The following is a 14,791-nucleotide window of genomic DNA, read 5'->3' as shown; positions in this document are numbered from 1 at the left end:
TTGAGCACCTCAAAGGCACACCTGGCACAGTCGACCGGCACGGGGGCACGGCACACTGGGGAGAGGGCGTGGTCCAGTTGTGACCCCGTCTTCATACGCACTGGTGCTCGACGTCTGGTGCGTGCAGACTGCACCGCACGGGAAGGCGGTCCCGTACGGAACGACACATCGAAGCGCTCAAGGGGGCGGAACGTCATGGCGGAGCCGGAGTTCACGGCCACAGGCGTGCGGATCGGACGACGGCTGCGCTCCCTCACCCGGGCGGGTCAAATCCGTATCACCGACGGCAGGTTCGAGCTGCTGACCAGTTACGGCAGGGAGATCGACAGCGCGCCCGTGCAGACGGTGCGCGCCGGCAAGCCATGGTTCGCCGCCGACGACCGGGCCCTTGCCGAACTGAACGGCACGCGCTATCGCCTCACCCTCGCCGATCACGAGCCGGCGCCCGGCAAGGCGGGACCGCCCACGGTCCGCAGGTTCATCGACGCGGTACGCAGGGCCAAAGGCCACGGGGCGCCTGCCTGAGGAGCCCGTGAGCTCACGGCCGAGATGGTGCGAGTTGCACGCCCGCACCCCCTGAGTCACTCTGGTCTCACATCACTCTGGGTTCATCGGCGATGACGCTGCGAACCAGCCCGCCGGTCACGAACAGCGACCGGCAGACCCCGCGGCCGCTGCTGGATCCGATCGTCGTCTTCTTCCGGACCACAATTCGGGGAGCCGCAGTCGTGATCAGCCAGCCAAGCAGGTATTGCACGGTGGAGCTCCAGGCTCAGCCGTCGCGGATCGGCCAGGTCCGCAGAATCGTATCGGCGCAGTTGCGCTACTGGCATCTCGATCCGTTGATAGACCAGGCCGCGCTCGGTGTGACCGAGCTCCTGACCAACGTGCACCGGCACGCACAGCCGGACAAGGTGTGCACCGTGGAGATCGAGCTGCTGCTCGACCGCCTCACGGTCTCCGTGCACGACCACGACCCCCGCCTCCCCGAGGTGAGCGACGCGGAACCGTTCGCCACCTGTGGCCGCGGGCTCGCCATGATCGCCGCCGTCAGCGAGAGCTGGGGGGTGCGCCCCCACGGCGACACGGGCAAGGTCGTCTGGTTCACCCTCCCGGCCCCTACGACCACCGTCGCGCTGCCGTCCACCTACCCGGCGTACGGCGCGGCCGCCGCGGGTCCCTTCGCGGACCTGGGCGCGGGGCCGCGGTCCCTCGCCGACGGGCACGCGCCCGGACATGCTCCCGCCCGGTCGGCCGTTGTCGGCTGACCGGGCGGTGACAGGCTCCGTGAAGCGCGCGTCCTACGTCACTCGGTGGCGATGGCACGCAGCACGTCCAGGCGTGCGGCCCGCCGTGCCGGACGCAGACCCGCGAGAGCTCCCGCCGTCAGGCCCACCAGGACGACCACCGTCAACTGCACGGGTGGCACCGCGAACGCGAAGGCACTGCTCGTCGCGCCGTCCGAGGCCTTGACGAGCACCCAGCCGAGGAAGCCGCCGAGCACCAGGCCGCCGGCCGTGCCGAAGGCGGCGACCAGCACCGACTCCCAGCGGACCATGGCCCGCAGCTGCGCCCTGGTCTGCCCGACGGCACGCAACAGGCCCAGCTCACGGGTCCGTTCATGGATGGCCAGGGTCAGTGTGTTGGCGATGCCGAGCAGGGCGATCAGGACGGCGAGCGCCAGCAGGGCGTAGACCAGCGTGAGCATCATGTCGATGCCGCCCGCCGCGGACTGCGCGTATTCACCACGCGTCTGCACATCCGGATTCCCGTACTCCTGGGCGACCTCGGAGACCGCGGTCCTGCCCTCGTCCGCGCCCACGCCCGCCTTGAAGCTGACGGAGATGAGGCTGTCGGCGTCCTGCATGCGGTGCGGCGCCCAGGCCTCGCGGGTGATGACGTAGTCCCCCGCGAGCTCGGAGCGGCCGTACAGCGCGCGGACGGTGAAGGTGGCCTTCTCGCCGTCGGCGAAGGCGAGCTCGGTTTTCGAGCCGACCTTCAGGTCCTGCTTCTCGGCCTCCTCCCGGGTGATCGCGATGCCGTCGGCGCCGAGGCCGTCCAGTGTCCCGTCGACCTTGCCGAGGTCGAAGGACTTGGCGAAGGGGCCCGGGTCGGTGACCGTCAGCGCGCGGCCTTCGCCGCCGACCTCCGCCGCGCCCTTGCCGAGCCCGACCGCGGTCGCCACTTCCGGCCGCTCGGCGAGCGCGGGGGCCAGCTTGGGGCTGAGTCCGCTGCCGCCCGCGCCGAAACCCGGGGTGCTGATGGCGAGGTCACCGGCGAAGGAACGGTTCACCGTCTGGTCCATGGTCGCCTTCAGGGAGGCGCCGAAGACCGTGAAGAGCGAGACGACCGCCACGCCGATCATCAGGGCGCTCGCGGTGGCGGCGGTCCGCTTCGGACTGCGCAGGGCGTTGCGCCGGGCGAGTGCGCCCGTGACGCCGCGCAACCGGTCGAGGGGCCCGCCGAGAACACGTACCGCCCGCGAGGACGCCACCGGCCCGAGCACCACGAACGCGACGAGCGCGAGAACCGCCCCCGCCCCTGCCAGCCACACGGACGGGCTGACGAGGACGCCGACGAGCGAGAGACCCACGGCGGTGAGCGCGAGGACCGCACCCGCGACCGCGCGTTTGCGCGAGGCCCCGGAGTGGTCTACCGCTGTCTCGCGCAGCGCGGCCAGGGGCGCGGTGCGCCCGGCGCGTACGGCGGGCAGCAGGGCGGAGCCGAGGCACACCACGATGCCGACGGCCAGTGGCAGCAGCATCGACAGGCCGCTGATCACCAAGTCGCCCTCGGGGAAGGGGAATCCGATGGCCGGGAAGAGCGCCTGGAGCCCGGCCGCGATCCCGATGCCGCCCGCGAGACCCGCGACGGACGCGATCACGGCGACCACGCTCGCCTCGACCAGGGTGGCGGCGGTGACCTGCCTGCGCGAGGCACCGAGCGCGCGCAGAAGGGCGTTCTCGCGGGTGCGCTGGGCGACGACGATCGCGAAGGTGTTGTGGATGCTGAAGGTGGCGACCAGCAGCGCGACCCCGGAGAAGACGAGCAGGAAGCTGGTGAAGAGCGTCAGGAACTGTCCGGAGAGGTTCTCGGTGTTCTCCGCCGCCGACGCCTCGCCGGTGATCGCCTCAACTCCCTTGGGCAGTACGGGACTCAGCGCGTCGACGAGTTCCCGCTCGCTCACGCCCGGCCCGGCCCGCACCTGGATGGTCGCGGCCTCGCCGGGCTTCGGCGTCAGGTACTTCTCGGCGTCGGCCTGCGTCATGCCGGTGAAGGTGGTCTGTGCCATGCCGTCCTCGCCGCCGAAGGTGGCGAGGCCCACGATCGTCACCCGGACGGGGTCGGGGGTGCGCAGCGTGGTCGTGTCGCCGATCTTCAGGTCACCGGACTCGGCGGCGCCGCGGTTGACGACGACCTCGCCCGGCTTGGCGGGGGCGCGGCCCTCGGCCAGCTGGTAGGCGTTCAGCTCCTTGTCGTCGATCCAGTTGCCGGCGAGCGTGGGCGGGCCTTCGCCGCCGATGGGTTCCCGGTCCTTGCCCAGGAGTTGGCCCGCGCCCTGGATGCCGGGCGCGGCGGCCGCGACGCCTTCGGTCCGCTCGATCCTCTCGACGAGCGAGGTCTTCACGGGCTGCCGGGTGCCCTGGTTGTCGTCGGGGGTGGTGATGGCGTCGGCGCTGCGGACGACGGCGTCGGTGCCGCGCGTCGCGTTGCCGAACATCGTGTCGAAGCTGCCGCGCAGGGTGTCACCCATGACGAGCGTGCCCGCCAGGAAGGCGACACCGAGCATGACCGCGAGGAACGTACCCGCGAAGCGCCGCTTGTGGCCGCGCAGCGAGGACAGGCTGATGCGCGTGGAGGCCCGCAGGGAACTCATGACGGCGCTCCCTCGGCCTGAGATGCGGTACGGGAGCCGTCGGAACCGGCGGCCGACTTCGTGTCGAAGGCCTTGAGCCGGTCAAGGACCTTGTCGGCGGTCGGGTCCGCCATCCGGTCCACGAGGCGGCCGTCGGCCAGGAAGACGACCTCGTCGGCGTGGGCGGCGGCCACCGGGTCATGGGTGACCATGACGACGGTGCGGTCCATCTGCCGCACGGCGCGGCCGAGCAGGCGCAGCACCTCTTCACCGGAGCGCGAGTCGAGGTTGCCGGTCGGCTCGTCGGCGAAGACCACGTCGGGCCGGCCCGCGAACGCCCGTGCCACGGCGACGCGTTGCTGCTGGCCGCCGGAGAGTTCGGCGGGCCGGTGATGCAGCCGGTCGCGCAGCCCCACCACATCGATGAGCGCGTCGGTCCACTCCGCCGACGCCCCGTCATGGTGCTTGCCCGCGAGGTCCATCGGGAGCGTGATGTTCTCGGCCACGGTCAGCGTCGGCACCAGGTTGAAGGCCTGGAAGACGAATCCGATACGGTCGCGGCGCAGAAGGGTGAGCCGCCGGTCGTCGAGCGAGCCGAGCTCGGTGTCGCCGATGCGGGCGGCTCCCGAAGTGAGGGTGTCGAGGCCCGCGGCACAGTGCATCAAAGTGGACTTGCCCGAACCCGAAGGGCCCATGATCGCGGTGAAACGCCCGGCGGGAAAGCCGACGCTCACTCCGTCCAGGGCCCGTACGGCGGTGTCGCCGCTGCCGTAGACCTTGACGGCGTCCGTGACACGGGCGGCGTCGGCAGTGGTGGTGCCACGGTGTCCGGTTCCGGTCGCGGTGGTCATGCCGCACCGCCCTTGGAGGTGCGTCCGAACTCCTCGTTCAGGACGGACAGCCGGCGCCAGTACTCGTCCTCGTCGATCTCACCCGAGGCGAAGCGGCGGCCGAGCACGGCGATGGGCGAGTTCTCGTCGATGCGTACGTTCCGCTCGGCGCCGTCCCACTGCCACGGCGCGCGACGGCCCCGCCGGACGGTGCGGCGAAGCAGGGTGACGCCGCCGATCACGACGGCCGCCCAGACGAGCGGGAAGAACAGGATCCACGGGCCGGGCCCGCCGTCGAAGTGAGCCAGGGTGTTCATGGTGTCCATCTCCTTGGGAGCGATGCGCCGGTGGCCTCAGGGGCGCTGTTCAGGGGCGCTTTGTTGTCTTGCTCGGTGTCTCGAGACTCCCGCTCCGAGGGGGTCCGAGTCGTCGTACGGCCAGCGGCAGTGCGCGTACCACTGCGGGAGTACGTGGGGGCTGCGGGGCTGCTTCCTGGCTTTCTGGCTTTCTGGCTTTCTGGCTTTCTGGCTTTCTACACGTCTGTACCTACTAGTATGTACAGTGAGGCCCATGAGCACCCCGGAGCGCCTGATCGAGTCCACCCGTGAACTGCTGTGGGAACGGGGGTACGTGGGCACGAGCCCCAAGGCGATCCAGCAGCACGCGGGCGCCGGACAGGGCAGCATGTACCACCACTTCACCGGGAAGCCCGACCTGGCGCTCGCCGCGATCAGGCGCACGGCCGACGAAATGCGCGCCACGGCCGAGGGCGTGCTCGGCGGCACCGGATCGGCGTACGAACGCATCGAGGCATACCTGCTGCGTGAACGCGACGTACTGCGCGGTTGCCCGATCGGGCGGCTCACCATGGACCCGGACGTCGTCACGAGCGACGAGCTGCGCGCACCCGTGACCGAGACCCTCGACTGGCTGCGGGACCGCATCGCGGGAATCGTCGAAGAGGGCATGGAACGGGGCGAGTTCGCGGCAACGCTCGACGCGCAGGCGATCGCGGCGACGGTCGTCGCGACGGCCCAGGGCGGTTACGTGCTGGCCCGCGCCTCGGGGTCACCCGCGGCTTTCGACACTGGGGTGCGGGGTTTGCTCGCTCTCCTGTTCACCGCCACCAGCCCCTCGCCGTAGGGGACTTGAGGGCGGATACGAGTACCCGGCGATTCGAGAACCAGGAGCGCAGCACCATGCACGCGATGCAGTACGAGATCACACTTCCGGCCGACTACGACATGGGCATCATCCGGAAAAGGGTCGCCACCAAGGGCCACTTGCTGGACGGCTACCCCGGCCTCGGGGCGAAGGCGTACCTGATACGCGAACGTGGCGTCGACGACTCCCCCGTCAACCAGTACGCACCGTTCTATCTCTGGAACACCCCCGAGGGCATGAACTCCTTCCTCTGGGGCCCCGGTTTCCAGGGCATCGTCGATGACTTCGGACGACCGGAGGTGCAGCACTGGTCGGGCCTCGCGTTCACGGAGGGAGCGGTGCCGGAGGTGGACGGGGCGTCGGAGAAGGGGGCGGTGTCAAGGGAGGGGGCGGGGGCGGCAGCGTCGGACGTGAGGGCTTCCGTGAAGACGGCGATACGGCGCCGTATGCGCATCCCGGCCCGCACCCACCTGGGCGGCTTCGCGGATGAACTGGCGGCTGAGGCAGCCCGGTTGGCCCGACAGGAGGGCGCGCTCTTCGCGGCGACGGCCATCGACCCGCGAACCTGGGAGGCGCTGCACTTCTCCGTATGGGACCACGAGTCACCCAAGGGAGTGGGGGACGTTTTCCAGGTGCTGCACGTGTCGGCGCCGGAGCGGCATCTGCTCACCTCGGGCAGGCACTGGTGAACGCGCACGGCTCGCCGACAACTCGCCGAGGGGCAGCACCCCTCAACGTATTGCACTGAGCGTTCCAAAACCTATACGGTACCGACATGGCCCGACCGAGAACCTTCGACGAGGAACGGGCCCTGGACGCGGCGATGCACGCCTTCTGGGCGAATGGCTATGAGGCCACCTCGACCCAGGATCTGTGCGAAGCCACCGGCCTGGGCCGCAGCAGCATCTACAACACCTTCAGCAGCAAGCACGAACTGTTCCGGCGAGCCCTGGCCCGCTACATGGACTCCATGACGTCCGACCAGGTCGAGATCCTTCAGGACGCGGAACGCCCCCCGATGGAGCGTCTTCGCGCACTGTTCGAGCGCGTCATCGACACCGAGTTCCAGTGCCGCGAGCACGGACACAGCATCGGCTGCCTGACCGTCAACACGACGGTGGAGCTGGCCGGGCGCGACCCCGATGCCGCCGAGATGCTCGCAGGCGACCTCGCGGTGCGGTTGGCCGCCATCAGCGCCGTCATCCGTACCGGACAGAGCGGCGGCGACATCACGTCCACGCGGGACGCGGGCGCCTTGGCGCAGTTCCTGAACGCCGTCATCGGCGGCATGCGGGTTTCCGCGCAGGGCGGCGCCGACCGCGCGGCCCTGACGGCCATCGCCGATACCGCCTTGGATGCGTTGACGGCTTGATGCCGTGACGGCTTGATGCCGTGCCGGTCTGACGCCGTGGTGGCTTGATGTCGTGACGGTCTGACGTCGTGACGGCTTGATGCCGTGCCGGTCTGACGTCGTGACGGCTTGATGCCGTGACGGTCTGACGTCGTGACGGCTTGTAACACCCTGACGCCTTGACGCCTTGACGCGACAGCAGGCCGACGTGCCGAGTCGAGCCTCGTTCCTCGTTGCCGCGATCGCCCCGTCGACCATCACTCCCTTCACGCCTGGGCTGCCCAGGCTGCCTGAGCTATCTGCGCTGCCCCGGCACGCCGCATGCCCTTGTTTTGTACCGATCAGTGCATAACCACCTCACCACCCACCCCCGACAGGAGCCACCATGCCCCGCGCCGTCTATCTACTGGCCCTCGGCATCTTCGCCATGGTGACCAGTGAATTCGTGGTCGCCGGTCTGATGCCGCACATGGCCGACGGACTCGACGCCACGATTCCGGAGATCGGCTACCTGATCACCGCCTTCGCCGCGGCGATGGCCTTCGGCGGGCCCATCCTGACGATCGCACTGCTGAAAGTGCGTCACAAGACAGCCCTGATGGTGCTGTTCGGCGTCTTCCTGGCAGGCAACGTCCTCGCCGCCCTGGCCCCGGACTATCGCACCATGCTGGCGGCCCGCATCATCACCGGCATCGCGTCGCAGGCCTTCTTCGGCGTCTCCATCTCGATGTGCTCAGAGCTCACCCGCCCCGAAGTGCGGGGCAGAGCCATCGCGGTGGCCCTCAACGGGCTGATGCTCGGCACTCTCCTCGGCCTGCCGCTCGCCACCGTCATCGGTGAACACCTGGGCTGGCGTGCCGCGTTCTGGGCCATCACCGGCCTGACCGTCATCGCCGCGCTCGCCACCCTCGCCGGAGTGCCCCGCACGGAAGGCCCCGGTGCCGAAGGTGCCGAAGGCGTCGGCAGCGCGACACGCCCCGGCCTGCGCCAGGAACTGGGCGTCTTCCGCAACCCCCGGCTCTGGCTCACGCTCACCACCAGCACCTTCGTCATCGGTGCCACGTTCTCCGCCTTCAGCTACCTCAACCCGATTCTCACCGAGGTCACCGGCTTCTCCGCGGGCACCGTCCCGCTCCTGCTCATCGCGTACGGAGCGGCCACGCTGATCGGCAACACCGTCGTGGGCCGGTTCGCCGACAAGCACACCGTGCCGGTCCTGCTCACCGGCCTGTTGCTCAACCTGGCGTTCCTCGCCGGCTTCGCCATGTTCGCCCAACTGAGCCTGGCCGCAGTGGTGTTGATGATGGGCATCGGACTGGTCGGGGTCACCATGAACCCGGCCCTGGTGACCCGCGTACAGCGTGCGGGCAACGCCCGGCCGCTGGTCAACACCGTGCACTCCTCGTTCATCACCCTCGGCATCATCATCGCGACATCCGTGGGCGGGCCCGCCATCGACAGGTTCGGCCTGCGGGCGCCGCTCTGGATCGGCGCCGCCCTCGCGGTGTTCGGTCTCGTCACGCTGCTGCCCGACTTGAAGCGGCTGCGTGGGGAGCGAACAACAGCCGCCACTGAGGAAGTCGAGCTCCACGATCCAGCCACCGAGACTCGGAATGCGGCTCCCGCGCAGGAGACCGCCCGAGCCTAGAACCTCCTGGCGGAGATCCGCCGGAAGGCCCTAGCCCAACGCCGCGAGGGGGTCGTCGAGCACCGGCTGCCAGGCCAGTTCGGCGGCCCCCACCAGGCTGTTGTGGTCCAGCGTGCAGGCGAGGATCGGTACGCCTCCGCTGCGCCCCCACAGGCTCCGGTCGGCGACGACGGCGCGCAGCCGCTCGGGATCGGCCTCGAGGAGTGCGCGATGCAGGCCGCCCAGGATGATGCGGTCCGGGTTGAGGATGTTCACCAGGCCCGCGAGCCCGAGGCCGAGGCGGTCGATGAGCTCCTCGGCCGCCGCACGGACCGCGCGGTCCCCGCCCCCGTCACGGAGCAGTTCGCGGGCCTGCAGCAACAGCCCTTCGGGGCCCGGCTCGCGGCCCGCAGCCGTGAGGAAGGCCAGCGGGTCCGTCTCGACGTCCAGACAGCCCCGGCTGCCGCAGTGGCAGGGGCGGCCCTCCGGATTGACGGTCAGGTGGCCGACTTCGAGCGCGAGTCCCGAACTGCCGGTGTGCAGACGCCCGTCGAGTACGAGCGCGCCACCGACCCCTCGGTGGCCGGTCGCGACGCACAGCAGATCGCGTGCGCCACGCCCGGCGCCGTGCCGGTGCTCGGCGAGCGCGGCGAGGTTGACGTCGTTGGCGGCGAACGCGGGTCCGGCGATCCCCGCCTCCCGTACGCAGTCGGCGAAGATCTGGCGGACTTGCGAGCCCGCGGGCCACGCCAGGTGCAGCGGGTTGAGCGCGGTGCCCTCCGGTTCGGCTACGGCCGACGGCACGGCGAGGCCCGCACCCACGCACCGCCTGCCGGTCTCCCGCAGCAGTTGCGCACCCGCGTCGATGACCGAGCCGAGCACCTGCGCGGGGTCGGCGTCGATCGTCTCGCAGCCGGGCGCGGTGGCGACGATCCGGCCGCCGAGCCCGACGAGCGCGGCCCGGAAACCATCGGAGTGCACCTGCGCGGCGAGCGCGACAGGGCCGTCCTCCGCGATGGAAAGGCCGTGCGAGGGGCGGCCCTGCGAACCGGCCGGCGCACTCGGCCTCGCGTCGATCCTGATGAGACCGAGCGCCTCGAGCTCGGCGGCGACGGCGCCCGCCGTGGCGCGGGTGACGCCGAGTTCGGCGGTGAGTACGGCGCGGGTCGGGGCGCGTCCGGTGTGGACGAGCTCAAGAGCGGGCCCGAGCGCTCCGCGCCCTCGTTCCAGGCGCGTACGCGTGGACAGATCCCCCTCGACGCGGGGGGCAGCCTTGCCGTTCATGAGGGCGAGTCTCCCATGATCCGTACGCCGCCTCGCCGTTCAGCCGTCATCTGCCCGTACACCGCCCGCCCACTTCCCTTCCCCTGCCGCTTCACAAAAAGATCTCCGATTCCGAAGGCCCGCCGCCTCACGCGAGCCACTCCCCCCTCGACGAACGCAAGGAAATCCCACTCAACACCGGCTACCGACCCGCCCACCGGGATTTCCTCGCACACCGACGAGCACTCCCCCGACTGCCGCCCCACTCGCACGCCCGCGAGCACTCCGCCGACTGTCCCCACTCGCACGCCCCCGAGCACTCCCCGACCACCGCCCCACTCGCACTCCGATGAGTGGCCCTGCACTGCCGTTCCACCAGAACCCTCCGCCCACGGGTGATCGCCACCTCACACGAACCGTCTTGTACGCCACGGGGGCACACCTCTACCCTGACTTTGTGCCGCTAGTAAACAAAACCACGTCCGCAGCGTCGCGGGCCACTCCCCCGGGCCTTGTCCGGCTCCGTGTCGCGCTCACCGTCTTCTTCGCGCTCGACGGCTTCATCTTCGCCGGATGGGTCGTCCGCATCCCCGCCATCAAGGAACAGACCGGCGCGTCGGCCAGCGATCTCGGGCTCGCGCTGCTCGGCGTCTCCGCCGGTGCCGTGATCACGATGACGCTCACCGGACGGCTCTGCCGCCGCTTCGGCAGCCATCCGGTCACTGTCGCCTGCGGAGTCCTGATGCCGCTGAGCATCGCGCTGCCGCCGCTGACGCATTCGGCACTCGCGCTCGGGCTCGTGCTCCTGGTGTTCGGTGCCGCCTACGGCGGGATCAACGTCGCCATGAACAGCGCCGCCGTCGACCTGGTGGCCGCCATGCGGCGCCCTATCATGCCCAGCTTCCATGCCGCGTTCAGCCTGGGCGGCATGGTCGGCGCGGGGCTCGGCGGGCTGATCGCAAGCTCCCTCTCCCCCACGCGCCACCTGCTCGGCCTCACCGTGATCGGCCTGATCGTCACCGCCGTCGCGGGACGAACCCTTCTGCGCCTCGAACCCCCCGCCCCACATACGGATGACCGGCACGCCCACCCCACGGACGATGGCCACACCCACCCCACGGACGACGGGCACGCCGAGCAGGACAACCCCCGACGCCTGGCCCCCCGCACCCGCCGCCTGGTCATCGTCTTCGGCTTCATCGCCCTCTGCACCGCCTTCGGCGAAGGAGCACTCGCCGACTGGGGTGCCCTGCACCTCGAACAGGACCTCGCCGCCCATCCCGGCATCGCAGCCGCCGGCTACTCCTGCTTCGCCCTCGCCATGACCGTCGGCCGCCTCAGCGGAACCACCCTGCTCGAACGCCTCGGCCAGACCCCGATACTCGTGGGCGGCGGCACCATAGCCGCCGCCGGCATGCTCCTGGGCGCCCTCGCCCCCACCGTCTGGCTCGCCCTCCTGGGCTTCGCCGTCACCGGCCTCGGACTCGCCAACATCTTCCCCGTCGCCGTCGAACGGGCAGGCGCACTGGCCGGACCCAGCGGCGTCGCCACCGCCTCCACCCTCGGCTACGGCGGCATGCTCCTCGGCCCACCGGCCATCGGCTTCATGGCCGACTGGTTCACCCTGCCGATAGCCCTCACCAGCGTGGCGGTTCTCGCAGCCCTCGCTGCCGCCATCGGCTACACGGCCCGTCGCTGACCCTCCCGGGGGCGGGCGATCACGGTCGTACGACTTGTTCGCCGGGCGTCTCCCCCGAAGGCACCGCGCCTCCCCCAGAGGCACCGCGCCTCCCCTTGAGCCGACTCCATCCGGCAGAATCCCGGCCATGGAGATCTCCGAGCACCTTGAAGTTCTCGACGCGGAAGGCAAGTTGCTGGCCCGCACCGCCGAAGCGGCCGGGGCGGACGCCAAGGTGGCCACCTGCCCCGGCTGGGCGGTACGCGATCTGCTGGGGCACACGGGCGCGGTGCACCGCTGGGCCGCGGCGTTCGTCGCCGACAAGCAGACCTCACCGAGCCCCATCGCCGAACCGCCGGAGCTCGACGGCGCCGCCGTGTTCGACTGGTACCGGCAGGCGCACGCCGACCTGGTCACGACCCTTCGCGCCGCCGCGCCCGACGTTCAGTGCTGGGCGTTCCTGCCCGCGCCCTCTCCGCTCGCCTTCTGGGCGCGGAGGCAGGCGAACGAGACGACGATTCATCGCGTGGACGCCGAGTCCGCGCTCGGGAGCGCGCGGTCGCCGATCGGCACGGAGTTCGCCGCGGACGGGATCGACGAGTTGCTCCGCGGCTTCCACGCGCGGGAACGCAGCAGGGTGCGTACGGAGGAACCTCGGGTCCTGCGGGTGCGCGCGACGGACGCGGACGCGGTGTGGACCGTACGCCTCTCGCAGGAGCCGCCCGTCACGGAGCGGGGCGAGGACGGCCGGGCCGACTGCGAGGTGTCGGGACCCGCGGAGCACCTCTACCTCGCGCTGTGGAACCGCGCACCGTTCCCGCACGTCACCGGCGACACCGCACTGAGCACGCTGTGGAGCGAGGCGTCGGGTGTTTAAGGAGGGGGCGTGAGAGAGCGGGCCAAGGTGGGCTAGCGGGAGTCGTGTCCCGTCAGCATCCGCTCAAGGACCGCGCGCTGCAACGGCCGTACCTCCGCGTGCAGTCGGCTCCCCTTGTCGGTGAGCACGACCCGCACCCCGCGCCGGTCCTCGCTGCACATGGCGCGCTCCACCAGGCCGTCCTTCTCCAGGCGGCCGATGAGGCGGGACAGCGCGCTCTGGCTCAGATGGATCCGGCCCGCGATGTCCTGCACGCGGTAGGCGCAGTCGCCGTCCGACGCGGCGCCCTCGGACAGCACGTCGAGGACCTCGAAGTCGCTCGCCCCGAGGCCGTGCTCACGCAGGGCGCCGTCGAGTTCGCACAGGGTGCGCGCGTGCACCGCGAGGATGTCGCGCCATTGGTCCACGAGCTTCTGCTCGGCTGTCCTGGGCTCCTGCTCGACCGTCTTGAGCTCCTGCTCGACCGTCTTGCGCTCTTGCCCGGCCTTTTTCGCCGCCATGACATCGCACGGTAGCAGAGAATCCGCTCTTTGTTGCATCGGAATTAAATGCACTTGCAGCATATGCACATGCATGTACTGTCCTCCGCATGACTTCTCCGCTCACAGCTGCCTCCGCGTCCCCGGAGCGCTGGTCCCCGCGTCTGTGGGGCACTCTGCTCGTGCTCTGCGCCGCGATGTTCCTCGACGCACTCGACGTATCGATGGTCGGCGTCGCGCTGCCCTCCATCGGCTCCGAACTGAACCTGTCCACCTCGACCCTTCAGTGGGTCGTCAGCGGCTACATCCTCGGCTACGGCGGCCTCCTGCTCCTGGGCGGCCGAGCGGCCGACCTGCTCGGGCGGCGCCGCGTCTTCCTGATCGCACTCGCCGTCTTCGCCCTCGCCTCGCTGCTCGGCGGGTTCGTCGACTCCGGCCCGCTGCTGATCGCCAGCCGCTTCATCAAGGGTCTGAGCGCCGCGTTCACCGCGCCCGCGGGCCTGTCCATCATCACCACGACGTTCGCCGAGGGCCCGGTCCGCAACCGCGCGCTCACCATCTACACCACCTGCGCCGCCACCGGCTTCTCCATGGGTCTCGTCCTCTCCGGACTGCTCACCGAGGCCAGCTGGCGCCTGACGATGCTGCTGCCCGCGCCCATCGCCGTCATCGCGCTGATCGCCGGACTCAAGCTGATCCCGCGCAGCGCCCGCGAGAAGAACGTCGGCGGATACGACGTGCCGGGCGCCGTCACCGGCACGGCGGCGATGCTGCTGCTCGTCTTCACCGTCGTCGAGGCACCGGAGGCGGGCTGGGCGTCGGCCCGCACCCTCCTGTCGTTCCTCGCCGCGGCCGTGCTGCTCGCCGTCTTCGTGCGCATCGAATTGCGCTCCGCGAGCCCGTTGATCCGCCTCGGTGTCCTGCGTTCGGGGTCCCAGCTCCGGGCCCAGATCGGTGCGATGACGTTCTTCGGCGGCTACGTCTCCTTCCAGTTCCTGGCCACGCAGTACTTCCAGACGCTGCTCGGCTGGTCCGCCCTGGAGACCGCGCTCGCCTTCCTGCCCGCGGGCGCCCTGGTCGCCCTGTCGTCCACGAAGGTCGGCTCGGTGATCGACCGGTTCGGCACACCGCGGGTCATCGTGGCGGGCTTCGTCCTGCTCGTCGCCTCGTACGTGCTGTTCCTGCGCGTCAGCCTCACCCCGTCGTACGCGTCCATGGTGCTGCCGTCCATGATCCTGCTGGGCTTCGCGTGCGCCCTGGTCTTCCCCTCGCTCAACATCCAGGCGACCAACGGCGTCGACGACGACGAGCAGGGCATGGTGTCGGGCCTCCTGAACACCTCGATCCAGGTGGGCGGCGCGATCTTCCTCGCCGTCGTCACGGCAGTGATCACCGCGTCCTCGCACGGCGCCGACGCCTCACCGCAGGCAGTGCTCGACAGCTACCGGCCCGGCCTGATCGTGGTGACGGCCATCGCGGTCGCGGGCCTGCTCATCACCCTCACCGGGGTGCGGACGAGGCGGACGCAGCAGACGGTCGTGGTCACCAAGTCGGCGTCCCAGAACGCGGAAGAGAAGACGGCACAGAAGGAGCCGGTGGCCGCCAACGACTGAAGCCGGACAGTTCAACAGGCCGCTCCCGGCGCGCAGTTGCTTGCCCGCCGGGA

The 14,791-nt window shown here is 70.4% G+C and carries 15 protein-coding genes; 9 read left to right on the top strand and 6 right to left on the bottom strand.

The features are described 5' to 3' along the window. Positions 1 to 195 precede the first annotated feature (195 nt). Positions 196 to 525, top strand: coding sequence for a hypothetical protein (locus tag ACWD02_RS14500; protein WP_451209348.1), 330 nt, complete (start codon positions 196 to 198; stop codon positions 523 to 525). Positions 526 to 592: 67 nt separating this feature from the next. Here ACWD02_RS14500 and ACWD02_RS14495 read toward each other — a convergent pair whose 3' ends face one another. Further along, positions 593 to 757, bottom strand: coding sequence for a hypothetical protein (locus tag ACWD02_RS14495; protein WP_451210843.1), 165 nt, complete (start codon positions 755 to 757; stop codon positions 593 to 595). Here ACWD02_RS14495 and ACWD02_RS14490 point away from each other — a divergent pair. Continuing rightward, a complete protein-coding gene (locus ACWD02_RS14490) occupies positions 729 to 1,268 on the top strand; it encodes an ATP-binding protein (RefSeq protein ID WP_451210760.1) in 540 nt (179 codons plus the stop codon). The two genes, ACWD02_RS14495 and ACWD02_RS14490, sit on opposite strands and share 29 nt — an antisense overlap. Before the next feature lie 38 nt (positions 1,269 to 1,306). Here the strand turns inward: ACWD02_RS14490 and ACWD02_RS14485 are convergent, their stop codons facing one another. Genes ACWD02_RS14485 through ACWD02_RS14475 form a run of 3 tightly spaced genes read right to left on the bottom strand, consistent with a single transcriptional unit; the run spans position 1,307 to position 5,003 of the window. Beyond that, positions 1,307 to 3,868, bottom strand: a complete 2,562-nt coding sequence (locus ACWD02_RS14485) for an ABC transporter permease (RefSeq protein WP_451210757.1) — start codon at positions 3,866 to 3,868, stop codon at positions 1,307 to 1,309. A 5-nt stretch (positions 3,869 to 3,873) separates the two neighbouring features. Then, entirely contained in the window at positions 3,874 to 4,707 is an 834-nt protein-coding gene (locus ACWD02_RS14480) for an ABC transporter ATP-binding protein (RefSeq protein WP_451209345.1), read from the bottom strand. After that, positions 4,704 to 5,003 (bottom strand): SHOCT domain-containing protein, encoded by a 300-nt coding sequence (locus ACWD02_RS14475; RefSeq protein ID WP_451209343.1) that lies wholly within the window; start codon positions 5,001 to 5,003, stop codon positions 4,704 to 4,706. The genes ACWD02_RS14480 and ACWD02_RS14475 overlap by 4 nt, the downstream gene beginning before the upstream one ends. Before the next feature lie 253 nt (positions 5,004 to 5,256). Between ACWD02_RS14475 and ACWD02_RS14470 the strand changes: the two genes are divergently transcribed. The 4 genes from ACWD02_RS14470 to ACWD02_RS14455 all read left to right on the top strand — a co-directional run bounded on the left by ACWD02_RS14470 (position 5,257) and on the right by ACWD02_RS14455 (position 8,849). Then, the gene (locus ACWD02_RS14470) at positions 5,257 to 5,829 is read left to right on the top strand and encodes a TetR/AcrR family transcriptional regulator (RefSeq protein ID WP_451209340.1); all 573 of its coding nucleotides are present in this window, start codon (positions 5,257 to 5,259) and stop codon (positions 5,827 to 5,829) included. A 56-nt stretch (positions 5,830 to 5,885) separates the two neighbouring features. Then, entirely contained in the window at positions 5,886 to 6,539 is a 654-nt protein-coding gene (locus ACWD02_RS14465) for a DUF4865 family protein (RefSeq protein WP_451209336.1), read from the top strand. A gap of 86 nt (positions 6,540 to 6,625) precedes the next feature. After that, positions 6,626 to 7,222 (top strand): TetR/AcrR family transcriptional regulator, encoded by a 597-nt coding sequence (locus ACWD02_RS14460; protein WP_451209334.1) that lies wholly within the window; start codon positions 6,626 to 6,628, stop codon positions 7,220 to 7,222. Positions 7,223 to 7,586: 364 nt separating this feature from the next. Further along, the gene (locus ACWD02_RS14455) at positions 7,587 to 8,849 is read left to right on the top strand and encodes an MFS transporter (RefSeq protein WP_451209331.1); all 1,263 of its coding nucleotides are present in this window, start codon (positions 7,587 to 7,589) and stop codon (positions 8,847 to 8,849) included. A 30-nt stretch (positions 8,850 to 8,879) separates the two neighbouring features. Here ACWD02_RS14455 and ACWD02_RS14450 read toward each other — a convergent pair whose 3' ends face one another. Continuing rightward, positions 8,880 to 10,112 carry an ROK family protein gene (locus ACWD02_RS14450; protein WP_451209329.1) on the bottom strand — a complete coding sequence of 411 codons (1,233 nt, stop codon included), beginning with the start codon at positions 10,110 to 10,112 and terminating at the stop codon, positions 8,880 to 8,882. 436 nt (positions 10,113 to 10,548) lie between these two features. Here ACWD02_RS14450 and ACWD02_RS14445 point away from each other — a divergent pair, with 436 nt between their 5' ends. Both ACWD02_RS14445 and ACWD02_RS14440 read left to right on the top strand, forming a co-directional pair. After that, complete coding sequence (locus tag ACWD02_RS14445; protein ID WP_451209326.1) at positions 10,549 to 11,790, top strand: MFS transporter; 1,242 nt, start codon at positions 10,549 to 10,551, stop codon at positions 11,788 to 11,790. Positions 11,791 to 11,917: 127 nt separating this feature from the next. After that, positions 11,918 to 12,646: a maleylpyruvate isomerase family mycothiol-dependent enzyme gene (locus tag ACWD02_RS14440; protein ID WP_451209323.1), complete on the top strand. Its 729-nt coding sequence runs from the start codon at positions 11,918 to 11,920 to the stop codon at positions 12,644 to 12,646. A gap of 32 nt (positions 12,647 to 12,678) precedes the next feature. Here the strand turns inward: ACWD02_RS14440 and ACWD02_RS14435 are convergent, their stop codons facing one another. Continuing rightward, positions 12,679 to 13,146 carry a MarR family winged helix-turn-helix transcriptional regulator gene (locus ACWD02_RS14435; RefSeq protein WP_451209320.1) on the bottom strand — a complete coding sequence of 156 codons (468 nt, stop codon included), beginning with the start codon at positions 13,144 to 13,146 and terminating at the stop codon, positions 12,679 to 12,681. A gap of 89 nt (positions 13,147 to 13,235) precedes the next feature. Here ACWD02_RS14435 and ACWD02_RS14430 point away from each other — a divergent pair, with 89 nt between their 5' ends. Continuing rightward, complete coding sequence (locus ACWD02_RS14430) at positions 13,236 to 14,738, top strand: MFS transporter (protein ID WP_451209318.1); 1,503 nt, start codon at positions 13,236 to 13,238, stop codon at positions 14,736 to 14,738. The last annotated feature ends 53 nt before the right edge of the window (positions 14,739 to 14,791 follow it).

The sequence above is a fragment of the Streptomyces sp. NPDC002853 genome (genome assembly GCF_053591915.1).
This window is presented reverse-complemented; position numbering and strand designations above follow the sequence as displayed.